Annotated in this window: 17 protein-coding genes; 13 read left to right on the top strand and 4 right to left on the bottom strand. The window is 46.8% G+C overall.

The window, feature by feature from the left end:
* Positions 1–44 precede the first annotated feature (44 nt).
* The 13 genes from XMA152_RS00525 to XMA152_RS00465 all read left to right on the top strand — a co-directional run bounded on the left by XMA152_RS00525 (position 45) and on the right by XMA152_RS00465 (position 13095).
* A complete protein-coding gene (locus XMA152_RS00525) occupies positions 45–554 on the top strand; it encodes a FixH family protein (RefSeq protein ID WP_173482395.1) in 510 nt (169 codons plus the stop codon).
* A 9-nt stretch (positions 555–563) separates the two neighbouring features.
* Positions 564–2969 carry a heavy metal translocating P-type ATPase gene (locus tag XMA152_RS00520; RefSeq protein WP_173482394.1) on the top strand — a complete coding sequence of 802 codons (2406 nt, stop codon included), beginning with the start codon at positions 564–566 and terminating at the stop codon, positions 2967–2969.
* A 6-nt stretch (positions 2970–2975) separates the two neighbouring features.
* Positions 2976–3188: a cbb3-type cytochrome oxidase assembly protein CcoS gene (gene ccoS, locus XMA152_RS00515; RefSeq protein ID WP_173480781.1), complete on the top strand. Its 213-nt coding sequence runs from the start codon at positions 2976–2978 to the stop codon at positions 3186–3188.
* A gap of 2 nt (positions 3189–3190) precedes the next feature.
* Positions 3191–3844 carry a sulfite exporter TauE/SafE family protein gene (locus XMA152_RS00510; RefSeq protein WP_173480780.1) on the top strand — a complete coding sequence of 218 codons (654 nt, stop codon included), beginning with the start codon at positions 3191–3193 and terminating at the stop codon, positions 3842–3844.
* 75 nt (positions 3845–3919) lie between these two features.
* Positions 3920–5305 carry an oxygen-independent coproporphyrinogen III oxidase gene (gene hemN, locus XMA152_RS00505; protein ID WP_173482393.1) on the top strand — a complete coding sequence of 462 codons (1386 nt, stop codon included), beginning with the start codon at positions 3920–3922 and terminating at the stop codon, positions 5303–5305.
* A 121-nt stretch (positions 5306–5426) separates the two neighbouring features.
* Positions 5427–6188: a fumarate/nitrate reduction transcriptional regulator Fnr gene (fnr, locus tag XMA152_RS00500; protein WP_173480778.1), complete on the top strand. Its 762-nt coding sequence runs from the start codon at positions 5427–5429 to the stop codon at positions 6186–6188.
* A 13-nt stretch (positions 6189–6201) separates the two neighbouring features.
* Entirely contained in the window at positions 6202–6744 is a 543-nt protein-coding gene (locus tag XMA152_RS00495; RefSeq protein ID WP_173480777.1) for an adenine phosphoribosyltransferase, read from the top strand.
* A gap of 76 nt (positions 6745–6820) precedes the next feature.
* Positions 6821–7699 (top strand): alpha/beta hydrolase, encoded by an 879-nt coding sequence (locus XMA152_RS00490; RefSeq protein ID WP_173482392.1) that lies wholly within the window; start codon positions 6821–6823, stop codon positions 7697–7699.
* Positions 7700–7724: 25 nt separating this feature from the next.
* On the top strand, positions 7725–8129 hold the full coding sequence (locus XMA152_RS00485) for a thioredoxin fold domain-containing protein (protein WP_173482391.1): 405 nt from the start codon (positions 7725–7727) through the stop codon (positions 8127–8129).
* 99 nt (positions 8130–8228) lie between these two features.
* Positions 8229–9146: a recombination-associated protein RdgC gene (locus XMA152_RS00480; RefSeq protein WP_173482390.1), complete on the top strand. Its 918-nt coding sequence runs from the start codon at positions 8229–8231 to the stop codon at positions 9144–9146.
* Complete coding sequence (gene queE / locus XMA152_RS00475) at positions 9146–9796, top strand: 7-carboxy-7-deazaguanine synthase (RefSeq protein WP_173481156.1); 651 nt, start codon at positions 9146–9148, stop codon at positions 9794–9796. The genes XMA152_RS00480 and queE overlap by 1 nt, the downstream gene beginning before the upstream one ends.
* 576 nt (positions 9797–10372) lie before the next feature.
* Positions 10373–12460 carry an ATP-binding protein gene (locus XMA152_RS00470; RefSeq protein ID WP_173482389.1) on the top strand — a complete coding sequence of 696 codons (2088 nt, stop codon included), beginning with the start codon at positions 10373–10375 and terminating at the stop codon, positions 12458–12460.
* 38 nt (positions 12461–12498) lie between these two features.
* Positions 12499–13095 carry a hypothetical protein gene (locus tag XMA152_RS00465; RefSeq protein ID WP_173482388.1) on the top strand — a complete coding sequence of 199 codons (597 nt, stop codon included), beginning with the start codon at positions 12499–12501 and terminating at the stop codon, positions 13093–13095.
* 20 nt (positions 13096–13115) lie between these two features.
* Here the strand turns inward: XMA152_RS00465 and XMA152_RS00460 are convergent, their stop codons facing one another.
* Genes XMA152_RS00460 through flhA form a run of 4 tightly spaced genes read right to left on the bottom strand, consistent with a single transcriptional unit; the run spans position 13116 to position 18120 of the window.
* Positions 13116–13832, bottom strand: coding sequence for an RNA polymerase sigma factor FliA (locus tag XMA152_RS00460; RefSeq protein ID WP_173482387.1), 717 nt, complete (start codon positions 13830–13832; stop codon positions 13116–13118).
* The gene (locus XMA152_RS00455; protein WP_173482386.1) at positions 13832–14653 is read right to left on the bottom strand and encodes a P-loop NTPase; all 822 of its coding nucleotides are present in this window, start codon (positions 14651–14653) and stop codon (positions 13832–13834) included. Before XMA152_RS00455 ends, XMA152_RS00460 begins: the two co-directional genes overlap by 1 nt.
* 16 nt (positions 14654–14669) lie before the next feature.
* On the bottom strand, positions 14670–15986 hold the full coding sequence (flhF, locus tag XMA152_RS00450; protein ID WP_173482385.1) for a flagellar biosynthesis protein FlhF: 1317 nt from the start codon (positions 15984–15986) through the stop codon (positions 14670–14672).
* Positions 15987–16002: 16 nt separating this feature from the next.
* Complete coding sequence (gene flhA, locus XMA152_RS00445; protein ID WP_173482384.1) at positions 16003–18120, bottom strand: flagellar biosynthesis protein FlhA; 2118 nt, start codon at positions 18118–18120, stop codon at positions 16003–16005.
* Positions 18121–18256 lie beyond the last annotated feature (136 nt).

Below are 18256 nucleotides of genomic sequence, written 5' to 3'. Positions count from 1 at the left end.
TAGGGGTATCCGCGCTTTATTTTAGTCACTATTTTGAGGTTTACATGACTGAACAGACTCACGACATTGGCCCTTGGTACAAGCAGAAATGGCTATGGTTTGTATTGGCGCCGTTGATCGCTGTGGTTATCTATGGAACAACCTTCCTCTATCTTGCTATTACGACTATGGATGGCGTGGTTAAAGACGATTACTACAAAGAGGCACGTGGTACTAATGTCGACACCAGCCGTTCAGATGAAGCGGATCGCTTAGGCATTCATGGTGAAGTATTGTTGGACACACTGACCGGTGATATTCGCTTGGATCTTAAATCGAACAGTTTTTTGGGTGATCAACTATCCGTTGACCTGGTTCACCCTACCCACCAGAAGTATGATCAAAGCCTAACGGTTCGCTCAGTGGGCGGTACAGGCGTCTACGTTGGCAACTTACAGAGCACACTAACCGGCAAACGCTACCTGATCATTACCAACACTGAGGGTAACTGGCGTCTACGTCGCGAAATATTGCCCCCTTACGATCAAAATACCTTCAAGGTGGGTAAGTTCTAACAGACCAAAATGAGTAATCCAAAAGACTCTTGTTTTCACTGTGCCACCCCTATTCCTAAGGGGGTGAAGGTTGAGCTTTCAATTGATGGAAAGCAAGAGTCATTTTGTTGCCCCGCCTGCCGCGCGGTCACCCAAACAATACTGGGATCAGGTCTAGAGAAGTACTACCAGCACCGCGGCAATCAACAGCAAGAACGCCCCACTGAAATAGAGTCCGAAGATCAACTCGCACTCTATGATAATGAATCCATTCAAGCACCCTTCGTCAGAACCATAGACTCCGATCGCAAAGAGGCCCTCTTTGTCATTGAAGGGATCCACTGTGCTGCCTGTGTTTGGCTTTTAGAGAAGCATCTGACCGAACAGGTTGGTGTCACTAGCTTTACCGTTAACCTAACCAACCACCGCGCTCGACTCGTTTGGAACCCGTCAGAGAAACCCTTAGGTGAACTGATGGCCGCCATCATTTCGATCGGTTACACACCTCACCCGTTTACGCCCAACCAAGAAGAGAAGCTCTACGAACAGGAGCAAAAAAAGGCGATGCGCCGACTCGGTGTGGCCGGTGTCGGCATGATGCAGGTGATGATGATGTCATCGGCACTCTACCTAGGTGACGCCTTCTTCATGGAGGAGCACATCCAGAACTTTATTCGCTGGACCAGCTTCATTGTTGCCACCCCTGTTGTATTTTATGCCGCGCGCCCCTTCTTCAACGCGGCCCGACGGGATCTTCGCACCCGACACCTCAGTATGGATGTGCCGGTATCTATCGCTATTGGTGGCGCTTATATAGCCAGCGTATGGGCTACGATCACACAGAGCGGCGAGGTCTACTACGACTCGGTCTCGATGTTCACCTTCTTCCTGTTGATTGGCCGCTTCTTCGAGATGAAAGCTCGCCACAGAACGGGTATGGCTGGCAATGAGTTGGCCAATATTCTTCCAGCCAGCGCTACGCGATTGACCGAGACCGGCGAACAGCTTGTCCCTGTATCGGAACTCAATCCAGGTGATCGCGTACTGGTTAAGCCCGGTCACTCCATACCGGCTGATGGCATACTCTTTACGCAACACACCAGCATTGATGAATCGGCCCTCACCGGTGAGCCTCTGCCCGTCAGCAAAGCGCTTGGCGACCCTTTAGTAGGCGGTACCATCAATATGGAGCAAGCGATTGAGATGGAGATCACCAGCAGTGCTGAACAGTCGCGCATGTCCTCCATTTTGAATCTATTGGATCGTGCTCAGGCTGATAAACCCAAGGCGGCTCAGATTGCCGACAAGGTTGCGAGCTATTTTGTCGCTGGTGTTCTTCTAACGGCTGTCGTTGTCAGTCTTATCTGGTGGCAGATATCCCCTTCAGACGCTTTCTGGGTGACACTCTCTGTCCTAGTAGTTACCTGCCCTTGCGCACTATCCTTGGCTACACCGACGGCTTTAACAGCAGCCATAGGTTCTCTGCGTAAAATGGGACTGCTGGTTACTCGCGGGCATGTATTAGAGAGTTTGGCACAGTGCACGGCCGTCTACTTTGATAAAACCGGCACACTGACCACCGGCAAACTGACGTTGCGTGAGACCACCCCTCTCTGTGAGCAGTCCGTTGATGAGCTCAATCAACTAGCGGCAGCAATTGAGAGCCGCTCAGAGCACCCCATCGCGTCCGCTTTTGCTCCCTACTTTGAATACTCTGTTGAAGAGGCCACTAACCATGTGGGTAGAGGCGTAGAGGGAACGATTAACGGAAACACCTATCGTATTGGTAAACCCGGGTTTGTATCCGAACTCTTTGGAAACCAACCTCCCACTCACCCAGAAGGGACAGGGATTTTTCTTCTGATGGGTAATAGCTCCGGCCCTCTCGCCTGGTTTTCGATTGACGATCAACTTCGACCTGAGGCTATTGAAGCGGTTAAGCAGATCCAAGCATTGGGATTACCTGTTGGCATGCTAACCGGTGATCGCGAAGCGAATGCACAACGCATCGCCTCTGAGTTAGGGATCGATCATGTTGAAGCGCACTTGTCGCCAGAAGATAAGCTAGCTCGTGTAAAGGCGATGCAAAACAACGGTGAACGCATCCTGATGATTGGCGATGGTATCAACGACATTCCCGTTCTGTCCGGTGCGCAGACCTCTATTGCGATGAACGGCGCGACAGACCTTGCCAAAACATCCTCTGATGCTGTGTTGGTCAGCTCTGATCTAAGACGCATCCCTGGCTCCCTTAACATGGCTCGTAAAACACGAAACATCATTCGTCAAAATATTGGCTGGGCTTTGTTATACAACCTAATCGCGCTACCCTTAGCAGCAAGTGGTTTTATTGCCCCCTGGATGGCGGCTATTGGCATGTCCCTTAGCTCGCTGATTGTTGTCGGCAATGCCCTTCGTCTAACCAAACAGCTGTAGGTTTTTATGGAAATCGTCTATTTACTTATCCCTGTCGCGATCATCTTGGTAGCCTTTGCGACCTGGGCTTTCTTCTACAGCGTTAATTCTGGTCAATTTGATGACCTAGAGTCCCCTGCTCATCGCATTCTATACGACGATGATGAAGATATGATTCCTGAAGACGCGCGCGTCAAAAAAGAGCCTGAAGCTCCATCCTCTGAAACACCAAAAGATTGAGCATGCTGCCCGCCTCTCTTAGCTTCACCTCGGCATTCATCATTGGCCTTCTTGGCACAACACACTGCCTAGCCATGTGTGGTGGACTTGCCTCGAGTCTCAGTATAGGTGGAACAGGTCGAGCCAACTCCCTATTAGGTCTGTTTAGCTACAATCTTGGACGTATCGCTAGCTACTGTGCAGCGGGTGCCATTCTTGGTCTGTTAGGTGCAACCCTACAACAGACAGAGATAGCCTTTGCGCTACGCTGGATTGCAGGCCTTCTACTGATCAGCATGGGCCTCTACATCGCACAGTGGTGGTTTGGCCTAACGAAACTGGAACAGGCTGGCTCGCTATTGTGGAAACAGATAGCGCCTCTTCTTAAACCCTTTATGCCTGCCGACACCCCGTTTAAAGCCTTAGTACTGGGCATTGGCTGGGGCTGGCTACCTTGCGGTCTGGTCTACAGCACCTTAATCTGGTCATCGGCCGCCGGTAGCGTTGCAGAGAGCACTCTACTCATGCTGGGCTTTGGCTTGGGTACATTACCAGCCATGCTCGCCACTGGACTACTGGCTAAACAACTACGCGAGCTGGTCGCCCACACTTTGGTACGCAAACTCTCGGGACTACTTTTAATACTGATGGGCATTTGGACACTGCTAAGCGCGTAGCGGTTGACCCGTATCAACACATAAACCTCTATTATTGCTTAATATTCTTACATCTGATGATTAAGGAATATTACTGTGCTGCAACAGACCAACATCCAGTGGGATACAGACCTGATTCGCCGTCATGATTTAGCAGGTCCACGCTACACCTCTTACCCAACCGCACTGCAATTTACTGACACTCCAGACAGTGTCAAAACGCTCTCTAAAGCGATCAGTGAGCGCGACAGTCGTAAGCCTTTATCACTCTATATTCACATCCCCTTCTGTGCACACGTCTGCTACTACTGTGGATGCAACAAAGTGGTCACAAAAGATCGCTCCCGTGCAGAACCCTACCTTCAGACGCTGTTAAAAGAGATTAAACTGCGCAGCTCTGAACTGGGCGGTGACGTACAAGTGGATCAGCTTCACTGGGGTGGTGGTACACCCACCTTCATCGATGATGAGCAGACCGCTCGCTTAATGCAGGCACTCAAAGAGGCCTTCAAACTGCGTGATGATGATCAGGGTGACTACGCCATCGAGATTGACCCTCGCGAGATGACACCTGGCCGCTTAAAACTGCTGCGTGAATTGGGTTTCAACCGCATCAGTATAGGGGTTCAGGATGTTAATGAAGCGGTTCAAATCAAAGTAAACCGCGTGCAATCCCTAGAGATGACAACGGACCTTCTTAAAGAGGCGCGTGAACTGGGCTTTCGCTCAATCAACGTTGATCTAATCTATGGCTTGCCACTGCAAACTGAAGAGAGCTTTGCCGAAACGTTGGATCGAATTCTAGAGCTACGACCTGATCGTCTCTCGGTATTTAACTATGCTCACCTACCCGAGCGTTTTAAACCGCAGCGTCGTATCAATGCCGATGAGCTTCCCGATGCGCTGACTAAACTGGCGATTCACCATCAAAGTATTGAGAAGCTGACGGCAGCGGGCTACCGCAACATTGGTATGGATCACTTTGCTCTGCCAGACGACACACTGACACAACACCAAGATGATGGAACGCTGCATCGAAACTTCCAGGGCTATACCACCCACTCACAGTGTGACTTGATTGGTTTGGGCGTCTCATCGATCAGTCAGATTGGTGATTACTACCTACAGAACAGCCCTAACATTGAGCGCTACACTCAGGATATTGAATCTCAGGGCTCAGCATTAACCAAAGAGTACTGCCTCAATGAGGATGACAAAATTCGCAGAGCGGTGATTACCCGCCTGATCTGTGACTTCCAACTCGATTTTGCGGATCAATCCAAAGCGCTCAACATCGACTTTAAAAAGTATTTCGCTAACGAATTAAAACTGCTTGAGCCTATGGCACAGGATGGCCTAATTCATTTAAGTGAGGATGGCATGGATGTCACCGCCGCTGGACGCCTGCTGATTCGTCGAATCTGCATGACTTTTGATGCCTATATCGATCACTCAGAACAGCGATTTTCTAAAATCATCTAACCCACTCTATCCCAGCGCATTTCACTATAAGTGGACCGTTAAAAAGTCCACTTTTATATCTAAATTGACTTGGGTCAATAAAGCCCTTTTGGATATACTGTCAGACAATTAAGGAGCCCTTATGTCTGACACTAAGAACATCAAACTCGCGAGCATCGGCCAGGTAAGTTGTAACACCTGTAGTTTGAGTACACTCTGCTTGCCTGTCTCTTTAAATGACGAAGAGGCGCTTCGCCTCGACGACATCGTTGATAAAAGTAAACCACTTCACAAAGGCGACTTCCTTTTTAGACAGGGTGAAGAGTTCACATCACTGTTCGCCATTCGTGCGGGTTCGTTAAAAACCTACTCTGTAAACCCAGAGGGTGAAGAGCAGATAAACGGTTTCTACTTCCCAGGTGAACTGGTTGGCCTAGCCGGATTCGATTCAGGCAGCTACCCAATGTCGGCTAAGATGCTTGAGACGACCACTGTCTGTGAGATCCCTTTCTCACGCTTGGACGATCTGGCAGGTCAAATGCCAGAGCTGCGTCGTTCTGTGATGCGCTCTATGAGCCACGAGATCAGCGATGACCAACAGATGATGATGCTGCTCTCTAAAAAGACGGCTGAACAACGTATCGCAACCTTTATTTTCAAGCTGTCGCAACGTTATGCCCTGCGTGGCTACTCTGCACAATCCTTCCGACTTTCGATGTCACGTAACGAAATAGGCAACTACCTTGGCCTAGCGGTCGAGACGGTCAGTCGAATCTTTACACGCTTCTCTTCACAAGAGCTGATTCGTGTTGAAGGTAAAGAGCTGGAAATTCTTGATCAAGCAGCGCTGCTGGATGCGGCTGGTGAAGCACCCAGCCCAGAGTGCAATCAACACCACGGTTAAATAAGGATCTTTAATGTCTTACGACGAGCACTATGTAAAATCGGTTGTCCGCTCTATTCCAGATTGGCCAGAGCCTGGCATTCTGTTCCGTGATATTACGCCGATTTTTCAAGATCCACGTGCCTCTCGCATGGTCGCAAACGCCTTTATTGATCGTTACATGCAGATGGATATTACCCACATAGCCTGTATCGATGCTCGAGGTTTTCTATTTGGTGCGATTATTGCACACCAGCTGAACAAGCCTCTAATTTTGGTTCGTAAAAAAGGGAAGCTTCCTGGTGAAACGATTCACCAAGACTATACGCTGGAGTACGGCACCGCCTCTGTGGAGATTCAGAAGGATGCCGTTACCGCTGGCGATAAAGTGGTACTAATCGACGATCTGATTGCCACTGGTGGCACAGCTCTGGCGGCCTGCACACTGATCAACGGTCTAGGGGCTAGCGTAGTTGAGGTGGCTGCGCTGATTGACCTGCCAGACCTTAACGGATCACAAAAAATCCAAGACACCGGCGTCCCCGTATACTGTTTACTGGCCTACGACGGTCTCTAATAGAAACCGAGGTTTAGCCACCTCGGTTTTTTTATACCTATTAACGATAAAAATTTTAAGTTTAATGGAGTTTTAAATGCTTCGACTATCGACCACCCTACTCGCTGCATCACTCATGGCTGCAACTGCACAGGCTGAACAGGTTCAGATACCGTTTGAGGGTTTAACACTGAACGGCAACCTTGAACTGACGGCTGATAAATCCCTGGCAGACGGTGTACTGATGCTGACGCACGGCACCCTGGCTCACAACGAGATGGAGATCATCAGCTACGTGCAGGAACAGATGGTCGATTACGGCATCTCTACTCTAGCCATCAACCTGAGTTACGGCCTAGATAACCGCGAATCAGCGATGTACGACTGTACCCTTCCGGCTCAACACACCATGCAGCAAGCACTGGCTGAAATGGATGCATGGCAAACCTGGCTAGATGGACAAGGCGCAGGCGATCGTTGGGTAATGGGTCACTCGCGTGGCGGCAACCAGACGGCTCAGTTTGCTGCAGCTAACCAAGATAAGATCAAAGGCCAAGTTCTATTAGCACCTGCAACTTGGGACTACACTAAGACCATAGAGGGTTATGGCAAACGCTATGAAACGCCTATCGAGCCGATTCTAGAAAAAGCTAAGGGAATGGATCCTAAGGCGATGATCGATGGCATCAGCATCATCTACTGTGAGAACAGCGGTGCGTCAGCTGAAGCGGTCCTAAGCTACTACGGTAACTACCCTGAGTACGACACACCCACCGTGTTAAAAGAGACTAACATCCCTACTCTGGTCATCGCAGGCAGCTTGGATACCGTGGTTGCAGATCTTCCTGAAAAGATGGAAAGTATCGACAAAGAGAACATTGAACTAGTAGTCGTTGAGGATGCAGATCACTTCTTCTTAGATCTGTTTGCCGACGAGGCGGTGGAATATGCGGTCGATTTTATCGAAAACCTGTAGTGCACTTCTTCTCAGCTTGGGCCTTATGATAAGCGCCCAAGCCGAGGTAACACTTAAGACAGCCACAGATCTTCAGTCGCTTGGTAAAGCGAACCCAAATGAAGTGATTGTTCTGTTGGTCTCTCAGGATGGTTGTGCCTTCTGTGTTACCGTCAAAGAGGACTTCCTAAAACCTCTTTTACAAACGAACGATGCACCCCCTATTCAGGTACTGGATCTGAGCAACCCTACTCCCGTCATCAACTTTGATGGCTCAACGGGCTCGGCTGAACAGGTCGCTAAGAGCTTGGGTGGACGCTTCACCCCGACCATTCTATTTGTCGATGCAAAGGGCGAGACTCGCGCTAAAAAGATCGTCGGTGTGAACACGCCAGAGTTCTACGGTTACTACATCGATGAAGCGATTAAATCGGCTCGTAACAGCTTTTAACCACAGAAACTAACCGCAAGCAGAGGGCTCTCTGCTTGCATCCCTTCTATCAGAGCAACATAATAGCGCCCCTTCACCTAATCCGCATTTAGAGGTTTTATGCTCTGGTTTCGTAACGCCATTTGGTACCGTTTTTCTCCCAGTGATTCATTTAATGAAGCCGCACTGATGGAGGCGCTAGAAGCCAGACCCTTCGTACCCTGTAAAGGCGCTGAACCACGTTCAGTGGGTTGGGGTGAAGTGGCGCCTGGTGTCATAGATCTACCGGTACTGACCAGTCACGGCTTTCACCTTATCTCACTGCGAGAAGAGGAGAAGATCCTACCCTCGAGCGTGATCAAAGATCAGCTCAACGAGAAGGTAGAGCAGATAGAGGCGACTGAAGATCGTAAGGTCTACCGTAAAGAGAAGGTGCAGCTTAAAGACGAGATTACCCTGACGTTATTGCCACGTGCATTTACACGCCGTAAAACCACACGTGCTCTTATCGCGCCTCACCATAAACTACTGATTGTGGAGGGCAGCAGCTTTAAGCGCGCAGAAGAGCTGCTAAGCACACTGCGTGAAGATCTAGGGTCACTATCGGTAAAACTGACCTCGACCGCGCTTCCGGCCAACAAAGTGTTCAGCGACTGGCTACTAGAGAACCGTGATCTACCCCGTGCACTTGAGCTGGGCGCTGTCACCGAGTTTACCGATCCTTTAGAGACCAGCAGCCAGATCAAGATTAAAGGCCAAAACCTGACTGACAAAGAGATCCAAGCGCACCTTAGCGGCGGCATGTTAGCAGAGCGCCTAGAACTGGTGTGGCGCGATCAGCTGCAGTTTGTCATGCACTCGGATCTAACCCTGCACTCGATTAAAATGACGGATCAGTACCAAGAGCAACAGAGCGACCGCGAGCAAGAGGACGAAGCACTGGCACTGGATGCTGATCTAGCCCTGTTGGGCATTGAATTTACCCGCCTACTCCCTGAGCTTTTGGAAGCCCTGGGCGGTGAGGCAGAAGAGGCTTAATTTTGGCAAAGACCTACTCCGTAAAAGAGATCTTCTACACCCTACAAGGCGAAGGCTTTCACGCAGGACGCCCTGCGGTGTTCTGTCGCTTTACCGGTTGTAATCTTTGGAGTGGTCGTGAAGCCGATCGAGTGGCTGCAGTCTGCCAATTCTGTGATACCGATTTCGTGGGTACGGATGGTCAAAACGGCGGCAAGTTCACCTCCGCCGAAGCCCTGGCACAAAGGATCGCTAGCTTCTGGCCAGATCCTAAGCAAGGACAACCCTTTGTCGTCATCACCGGGGGCGAGCCTGCCCTGCAGATGGACAGCGATCTGATCGATGCTCTACATAACCAAGGGTTTGAGATCGCCATTGAGACCAACGGCACCCTACCGCTTCCAAACGGAATCGATTGGGTCTGTGTCAGCCCCAAAGGGAGCTCCGAGATTCTTCTTTTAGAGGGCCACGAGTTGAAGCTGGTCTACCCGCAAAAAGAGCTCAGAGCACAGCCAGAACAGTTCCAAAATCTAAGCTTCGAACACTTCTACATCCAACCCCTGGATGACCAAAACGCGCTTGAAAATCGTGCACGTTGTATCGAATATTGTATGCAAAATCCTCAATGGAAATTGAGCATTCAGACCCACAAAATCCTTGACATCGACTGATCGTTTTTAACCTTTAATTCTCTAAAATCGACCACCCCAGTAACCATGGGGGCTAGCAAAGTGTGCTCACATTATCTGTGGATAAACCTGTGCACAGAGTCATCAAAGGTGAACTAAAGCGTCATTAAAAGGTAAAAGCAGAAAATTGGTTAAAATTTAACCAATACCATTAAGCCTATAATAAACAATAACTTACATTGGCAATGTAATCTTAAATTGTCTATTTTGGGCCTAACTTGTTCATAATGTCGAAAATAGAACTTAAGTTAGTACTTTGGCGACACTGATGCAGAATTATGTTATTTCAAACTAAGTTTGATACTGGTATCAAAATGATTTGAATTTAAAACTGTGCATTGGAAAGGGTTGTGGATATATATTAGTGTAATCTAATGTTTAAATTCAAATTAAGCTTGATATTCAAATTATAATGACCATGAATCATGTCTAGTAGTACGTATTGAAAAACAGCATCAAGATCAAATAAATTTTAGTTTCATTATTTGTAATAGTTGCCACACGTCTGGCTCAAGGTTAACCTCTAAAATTGGTATATACGATTTAAAAAAAACGCCAATGGACGAGCAGAAAAGAGAACTTCAAAAACAGGTAAAAAGTGACATTGTCGATCTAATCTATCGACAATCAGTCGGCGCTTTGTTGATGACGGTTATAAGCGCCTCAATTCTGGCATCTATCATATGGGATAATGCAGACCATCTCTCGGTCGTTATTTGGTTAATTTCTGTTTTTACGTCGATCATATTTCGCGGCATCATTTTCGCCCTCTACTTCAAGAATAACCCCCAAGGTGTCAACCGTGAAAAGTGGGAAATTCCATTTGCAGTTGGCGTACTCATTAGCGCTGCTGTATGGAGTATCGGCATTACTATCATTGCAATCGATTTGGCGTTAACCGATCAAATAGCTGTATTCTTTTTCCAAATGGGGATGGCCGCAGGAGCGATATCTGTTTTTGGTGCTATTCGCTATATTGCTCTATCTACTGTGGCCATAATGCTTGTTCCAGCAGGATTACTTTTTGCATTTTCCGGTGAGACTTTCCAAACATTGATAGCTGTTGGCGCCAGCTTGTTTCTCATCTCGACCATTCGCTCAACTAAGATTCTGGCAAACACGCTAAATGATGTATTCAATTTAACCTACAATCTTTCTGATCAGGCTGTAAAACTAGAAATTGCACGGCAATCTGCTGAGCTAGCTAAGAATACACGCGGGCAATTTATTGCATCTCTAAGTCATGAGATACGAACACCGTTAAACGTAATTTTAGGGATGATTGAACTGCTACGAGGACGTTTTCAAGACCCACAGAATGAGCACTATTACAAATCCCTAGACTCTGCGAGTAAACACCTCTCATCTCTTGTCGATAACGTACTCGATTTCAGTAAAATCGATGTGGATAAAAACGTTCTCTCGGTTAGGCCGGTGAACCTATTAGAGGTCGTCCAAGATGTTGTAGACGTTTTCTCTGATCAAGCTAAAACAAAAGGTATTACGCTCACTCTTTCATCATCTAATTTGACCAAATCAACCTGGCTAGCCGATCAACAACGTCTCCGCCAAATTCTTTTTAACCTAGTGAGCAATGCAATAAAGTATAGCGATTCAGGTGAAGTGACTCTTAGCGTCTACTCTAAGGATGAAGGTGTTGAGTTCTCTGTTACAGATGCAGGAAAAGGGATCCCTAAAGAGCAGATTCTTCATATTTTTGACCCATATTACCAATCTCCACACCAAAAACTGGACCAGCTCTCTAGTACAGGTTTGGGGCTATCTATCTGTAAAAAACTTGCTCATCAAATGGGCGGGGATTTAAATGTTGAATCTGTGGTAGGTGTAGGCAGTATCTTCACTATTTACCTGCCTCTAATGCATTCAGAGTCTGTAAAACCACAGAAGATGATTGAACCAGATCCAGATACCCATACAGTTGAATCAATTCCCGACTTATCAGGTAAAAAGATACTGGTCGCTGAGGATTCACCTCTCAACCAACAGTTGATACGAGACTTTGTAGAGGGTACAAACCTTCAATTGATTTTTACTGCAAATGGTCAGGAGACCTTATCAGTTCTTGAACATGAATCAGTAGATCTTTTACTTCTGGACCTTCAAATGGAAGTAATGGGTGGTCTTGAACTGATTAATAGAATCCGTGCACAGGAAGAGAAGAGCGACCTACCCTCTACCCCTATCATCATTCAAACAGCGGATAATCGTCGTGAATCACGATTAGCTTGTTTAGACGCTGGTGCTAATCGATTCCTAGCCAAGCCCTTCTCTCGAGAACGCCTGGTATCTGAAATTATCGAAGCGTTAGAGGGTAATCCTAAACCCTGCCTCAATGGATCTGAGCAGATGGATCCGTCACTCATTAGGCTTTTCCCTCGATTTTTAGAGGGTACCGATGACTCCCTCATCAAAATTAATTCAGCACTTGCTGCGCAGGATTTAGCTCAAGCATCTAAAACGACACATGAAGTTAAAGGATACTGTGGCATGTTCAAACAGGATGATCTCTTCCAATTAGCGGGGTTAATTGAGAACCATTGCGAACAGGGCGAACTAGCCTCTGCAAAAAACCTATTGAATGAGTTTGAAATCTTGTTTAATGAGCTTAAAGCCAATTACAAATAGCGGGTAACACCACCGTTAAGGAAACCTTAGAGTTAACTATGAATTTAACAGCTTTAGGTACATTAACTATATTATCTCTACTGGTAAGTGGCTGTACCGGTATTATGGAGAAATCACAACAAGGCACTCCTCAACAGGAGAACAGTCAACAAAGCAATATTGGTTTTGGAAGCGAAATCGAAACTGATAAAGCGTGCCATACCTTAACTGCAACTCAACCCAGTATTGATCGTTTATCAAAACTCTCTAAATGCTATCTAGACTACTCGGTCTCATTGGGTAACAGAGTTGATCTAAAAGGTGAGCGGGAAGAGTTAATGGCTATCCAATCATCTCTTAATGACTTAGCAATACAGACACAGTCTATAGGAGAAATCTACTGCTCTCTTCAAGAACGATGTATTGTTGAAGTTACAAAAGATCAGGCAATCTTTAATGATTACTACCAGATCGCGAGTATAATTCAACAAATGAATGAAGCTGATGGTGACCCAAAGCGACTCAGTCGCGTCATCAAAACGGTCAATTCAAAGGTTAAAGATGCTGCTGGAAAACTTTCTAACAGTCAGCAGAGTGATGCAAATGAGATGCTTAAAGGCATTGGCGTTTGTAGTGGCATAGCCACTCAAAAGTAATTAAAAAGGTTAATCGATTATCAATTGATGTGTTCGACCAGCAGTTCCTGCAACTTTTTAATCGCTTGACGCTGAATCTGACAGACCCTAGATTCAGTTACATTCAGCACCATCGCAATCTCTTTCAGATTCATCTCTTCAGTGTAGTAGAGAGAAAAGATTAACTGCTCACGCTCATTCAGTTCTGAAATAGCATCAGCTAACGCCTCTCTAAACTGACTGTCACTTATTTGATCCGTTATACCCAACCCATCAAATCTTAACTCAGACTCTGCACCATCCTCACCTTCCGTCAAAGAGACTGTCTGGTATTGGTGATTTTTATTAGCATTGGCGTGATACTCATCTAAGCTCAGTCCCATATAGTCCGCCAGTTCAGTATCATAAGCAGCGCGTCCAAGACGTTGTTCAAGCTCACCACGCGCGATTGAAACCTCTCGAATATTGCTCATGACACTGCGTGGCAAAATACTCGAGCGGCGCACTTCATCAATCATTGCTCCTCGAATACGAAAACGAGCAAAGGTTTCAAACTGCGTCCCTTTACTGGCATCAAACGTTTGATCTGCTTCTAATAGACCGATCATGCCAACCTGTATCAAGTCGTCCAGTTCGATACTGGATGGAAGACGTGAAATAAGATGCAGGGCGACCTGTTTTACCAAGCCTGCATGCTCTTCTAATACCGAGGTAGCATGGACTCGATCATTCTCTTTGTAGAGGGATAAGTCACGCATTAGGCTGATGCTCTCTCAATTAAACGTTCAACAAAAAATTCCATTTGCCCACGAGCAGCATTTGGTTTCGGCCATCGAGATACCATAGCGGCAGCTCGCTGATAGGCTTTGGACGATTTAGAGCTTGGCGAGACCTCAAGCACCGCTTTTTGACGCTGGTTTGCTTCACTCAAGCGTGTATCTCGGGGAACCGCACATAGATAGTTAATCCCTTCACCCAAGAAGCGCTCAACCACACCATTCAGCTTATTGAATAGCTTCTCACCTTGCTCACTACTATCAACCAAGTTGGAAACTAGCCAGATATTGTTTACGTCATAGTCACGTCTCAGAAGTTTAATCATGGCATATGCATCCGTAATGGAACTTGGTTCATCAACCACCACAACGACGACGTGGTGGGCTGCTTGTAAGAATGAAAGCACGCCAGAAGAGATGCCTGCTGCTGTATCAATAATAAGATAGTCATACTCCTCATTGAGCTCACTGAAGGCTTGAATGAGATAACCCATCTGCTGTTCATTCAATTCCGCCATACTCTTAACCCCTGAAGAGGCTGGCACAACCTGAATCCCGCCTGGGCCATCAAGCAGTATCTCGTTAATACGCTTCTCACCGCTGAGTACATGTGACAAGTTGTAAGTCGCATAGAGACCAATCATCACATCAACATTCGCTAAACCAAGATCAGCATCAAGCAGAAGCACGCGATTGCCTGCCTTCTGTAAAGCCAGAGCCATATTGACTGCCGTATTGGTTTTACCGACACCACCTTTACCACTGGTAAGGGCGATGACTTGTACACTTTTCGAGCTGCTCATCATCAACGACCTAAATTTAAGCTACTGACTCATGTCTAGTTGTAGACAGAGACTCTTCAGATAAGGTTGATGTTGGAATTTCAAACCAATGGTTTACCAGTTCTGGACCGCTCATCGGATTGTAACAACGAGGAATTTCAGCCCCCTCTGAAGCACCAATGACTGAATGTGACGATTCAATGAGTGATGAAACCACACCACCGCAGCTGAGGGTTTCATCGAGTTTAGTGATGATCGTACCGCATACTTTACCTTTCAAGTCTTGGCAGTTTTTCTGGTTTACGGCTGTTTGGTTGTTGGCTGCCAAGGTTAGAATCACTTGAAGGTGTTCATTTGCTTCCATCAAGGAGTCAGCCAAAACAGATAAGCCATCTGAACGTAACCCTACACCGGCTGTGTCGATCAAAACCAGTTTCTTATGGGCTACTGAATTTAGACACTCTTTAAGTTGGCGTGTACTGGAAGAGTTAATCACCTCTACACCCAGCATCATGCCAAAAAGATTCATCTGTTCACGTGAACCGATTCGATTGTGGTCCTGAGTAATGAGGGCTACGTTATCTCGGCCGTGAACGAGTGCGGCTTGTGAGGCAATTTTTGCGATTGTTGTCGTTTTACCAACGCCTGATAGGCCAACAAAGGCAAAAATCCCACCATCCATTACAGGGTTGATATCGGCTGTACTCAGACGTTGTTTGAACCAATTCACACTGGTATCAAATACTTCAGCGTCAGCAATACTCGTAAGCGAGCGCTGTAGCTTGGCCACCTGATGTTTAATAACCCCCTGCTCATCCAATGTGCGCAACATATCTTTCGCGAAAACACCCATAGAAGCGCGACGCTCGTCGGACTCTTTTTCAAGATGAGATTGAAACATATCGCGCAGTAAGCTCATCTCCATCGCTAGGCTTTGTAAAGATGGTTGCTCAGTTGCTTGAGGCGAAGCAACATGAGAAGAATCACTAGGTTGTTCAGCTCTAGTTTTCTCGAGCAGTTTACGTACCTGATCAATACTATCTTTTTCCGATAGGGTATTGGGTTTAGGTTGGCGCTCTTCGGCTGAGCGACGTGCCTGCATCCACTCAACTGTCGGCGCACTATCAGCTTTTTCATGGACCACAGGGCGAGGTTTAGAGACGACTTCACCAACTGCAGCCTCTGGATCTTGCTGCAGTGAATAGCTGCCATCATTCAGATTAATAGCCACAACCACCTCAACCTGATTGCCTACCTTCTTATTTGAGAGAATAGCCGTGTCCTCTCCGTACAATTGTTTAATCTTTTCAAATGCCGTACGGGTATCTTTTTCAATTACACGCTTAATATTCATGATTCGCCTCAATCACTCAGTTCTCTAATCGATCGCTTTCTTTACGATCAATGGTTCTAACCACGCGGATACCCTGTTCATCAGGAATCTCATTAAAGCCAAGTACAACAAGACCTGGTACGCGGTGTTTAACAAATTTAGCTAACCAAGGTCGCACACTTGGCGACACGATTAGCACTGGTTGAATACCCTCTTCTACCAGCTGTTCACTGGTGGTGTAGAGGTTGGTTAACAGTTGCTCTGCAAGGGTGGGCTCAATGCTATCGCCGCCCATTCCTTGCTGAAGCACATTATGTAGAAGTTGTTCTAAGTCTGGAGCCAGTGTCATGACTGATAGGTCTTGGCCTATCTCAGCAAGCGACTGAACGATCATCCGACCTAGGCTAGGACGTACTGCTGAGGTAAGCTCCGCCGCATTTTGCGAGCTATCAGCTGAGTGCGAAAGTACTTCAACAATCCCTTTAATGTTGCGAATGGGCACACCCTCTTCAAGAAGATTCTGTAGCACCGCAGTGAATACCCCAAGGGAGATCTTTTTAGGAACTAGACTCTCAACCAGCTTAGGTGCAACAGTAGCCAACTGGTCCAGTAGCTGTTGCGCTTCATCATGACCAATTAGGTCACGGGCATTCTCTTGGAGAATTTTATTGAGATGCGTCGCAAGTGCTGTTGATGCATCAACGACCGTGTAACCCAACGTCTGTGCATACTCTTTTTGATCAGGCGTAATCCATGTAGCCTCAAGTCCAAAGGCTGGATCGCGAGTCTCAATACCATTTAATGCTCCATGAGTGACACCTGGGTTAATGGCCAATTCACGTCCTGGCATTATCTCAGCTTGACCACGCGTCACACCATTAATATTGATGCGGTATTGGTTCGGTGTTAAATCTAAATTGTCCCGAATATGAACGGTCTGTACTAGAAAACCTAACTGATGAGAGAGTTTCTTACGGACACCTTTGATGCGCTGCATAAGGTCGCCACCCTGCTCTCTATCGATCAGTGGAATCAAAGCGTAACCTACCTCTAAGCCGATGACATCAACCTTAGGCACGTCATCCCAAGAGAGTTCACTAATCTCTGTACTTTGTGTCTCTTCAGATTCGGAGGTATCAGACTCCTCAAGCTCATTGTTAGAGCGCTTGTAGGAGAGATAAGCCAAACCACCTGCAACCGCTGCCATTGATAGGAACATCAGATTAGGCATTCCCGGTATCACACCGATAATCAACAAGATGCCCGAGGTTACAGCTAAGGGCTGCATGTTACCCATCTGTGTCTTCATCTGACTGTGCATCGTTGTATCAGCCGATACGCGGGTCACGATGATTGCTGTTGCAGTAGCAAGGAGAAGTGACGGGATCTGCGCTACTAGACCATCACCAATGGTAAGCAGTGCATAGGTCTGTGCAGCGTCGGCTAGACTCATTCCATGGAAGGCTACACCAATGACTAAACCACCAACTATATTGATCACTAGAATGATGATACCTGCGATAACATCACCCTTTACGAACTTACTAGCACCATCCATCGAGCCGTAGAACTCTGATTCAGCAGCAACTTCAGCACGACGGAGTTTCGCCTCCTCTTTCGTCAAAATCCCAGCATTCAAATCGGCATCGATTGCCATCTGTTTACCTGGCATAGCATCCAAGGTGAAGCGTGCTGTTACTTCAGAAACACGGCCAGCACCCTTAGTGACAACCACGAAGTTAATAATCATCAGAATCGAGAAAACGATAATACCAATCAAGTAGTTTCCGGCGATGATGAACTCACCAAAAGCCTCAATCACAGATCCAGCTGCACCACTACCAGTATGCCCCTCCACTAACACAACACGCGTTGATGCAACGTTAAGAGCAAGGCGAAGCAGTGTTGCAAATAGAAGTACCGTTGGAAAAGAGGAGAAATCTAGTGGGCGAAGCGCACTAATACAGATCATCACGATGATCAAAGAGAGCGCAATATTTGCCGTAAAGAAGAGATCAAGAAGAAAGGGTGGAAGCGGAATCACCATCATCACGATGATACAAAACAGCACCAAAGGTATAGCCAAACTCGCACCGCCTACGGCAGCGAAGTTTCGCCAAATATTTGACAGCTGTAGCGTCAGTGCTTCGACCATATAAACCTAATCCAATTGGGCTTCTAAATTCTAAAATTAACTAAAAAATTACTAGATAATTTACTTAACTCATTGTTATATAATGATTTAAATTCCAAGCACACCTAGTAAAACCACTTTTTTCACGTCACAAAAA

Origin of the sequence: Marinobacterium sp. xm-a-152, from assembly GCF_013282965.1 — a bacterium.
In the GTDB taxonomy this organism is placed as follows: domain Bacteria; phylum Pseudomonadota; class Gammaproteobacteria; order Pseudomonadales; family Balneatricaceae; genus Marinobacterium_E.
This window is presented reverse-complemented; position numbering and strand designations above follow the sequence as displayed.

What these genes read in the sequence shown, in the direction of transcription:
- flhA (WP_173482384.1), bottom strand. Translation starts at nt 18,120, where the DNA reads ATGGTCGAAGCACTGACGCTACAGCTGTCAAATATTTGGCGAAACTTC.
- XMA152_RS00520 (WP_173482394.1), top strand. Translation starts at nt 564, where the DNA reads ATGAGTAATCCAAAAGACTCTTGTTTTCACTGTGCCACCCCTATTCCT.
- XMA152_RS00485 (WP_173482391.1), top strand. Translation starts at nt 7,725, where the DNA reads ATGATAAGCGCCCAAGCCGAGGTAACACTTAAGACAGCCACAGATCTT.
- XMA152_RS00495 (WP_173480777.1), top strand. Translation starts at nt 6,202, where the DNA reads ATGTCTTACGACGAGCACTATGTAAAATCGGTTGTCCGCTCTATTCCA.
- XMA152_RS00470 (WP_173482389.1), top strand. Translation starts at nt 10,373, where the DNA reads ATGGACGAGCAGAAAAGAGAACTTCAAAAACAGGTAAAAAGTGACATT.
- XMA152_RS00465 (WP_173482388.1), top strand. Translation starts at nt 12,499, where the DNA reads ATGAATTTAACAGCTTTAGGTACATTAACTATATTATCTCTACTGGTA.
- XMA152_RS00510 (WP_173480780.1), top strand. Translation starts at nt 3,191, where the DNA reads ATGCTGCCCGCCTCTCTTAGCTTCACCTCGGCATTCATCATTGGCCTT.
- XMA152_RS00460 (WP_173482387.1), bottom strand. Translation starts at nt 13,832, where the DNA reads ATGCGTGACTTATCCCTCTACAAAGAGAATGATCGAGTCCATGCTACC.
- XMA152_RS00490 (WP_173482392.1), top strand. Translation starts at nt 6,821, where the DNA reads ATGCTTCGACTATCGACCACCCTACTCGCTGCATCACTCATGGCTGCA.
- XMA152_RS00525 (WP_173482395.1), top strand. Translation starts at nt 45, where the DNA reads ATGACTGAACAGACTCACGACATTGGCCCTTGGTACAAGCAGAAATGG.
- XMA152_RS00480 (WP_173482390.1), top strand. Translation starts at nt 8,229, where the DNA reads ATGCTCTGGTTTCGTAACGCCATTTGGTACCGTTTTTCTCCCAGTGAT.
- ccoS (WP_173480781.1), top strand. Translation starts at nt 2,976, where the DNA reads ATGGAAATCGTCTATTTACTTATCCCTGTCGCGATCATCTTGGTAGCC.
- XMA152_RS00455 (WP_173482386.1), bottom strand. Translation starts at nt 14,653, where the DNA reads ATGAGCAGCTCGAAAAGTGTACAAGTCATCGCCCTTACCAGTGGTAAA.
- flhF (WP_173482385.1), bottom strand. Translation starts at nt 15,986, where the DNA reads ATGAATATTAAGCGTGTAATTGAAAAAGATACCCGTACGGCATTTGAA.
- fnr (WP_173480778.1), top strand. Translation starts at nt 5,427, where the DNA reads ATGTCTGACACTAAGAACATCAAACTCGCGAGCATCGGCCAGGTAAGT.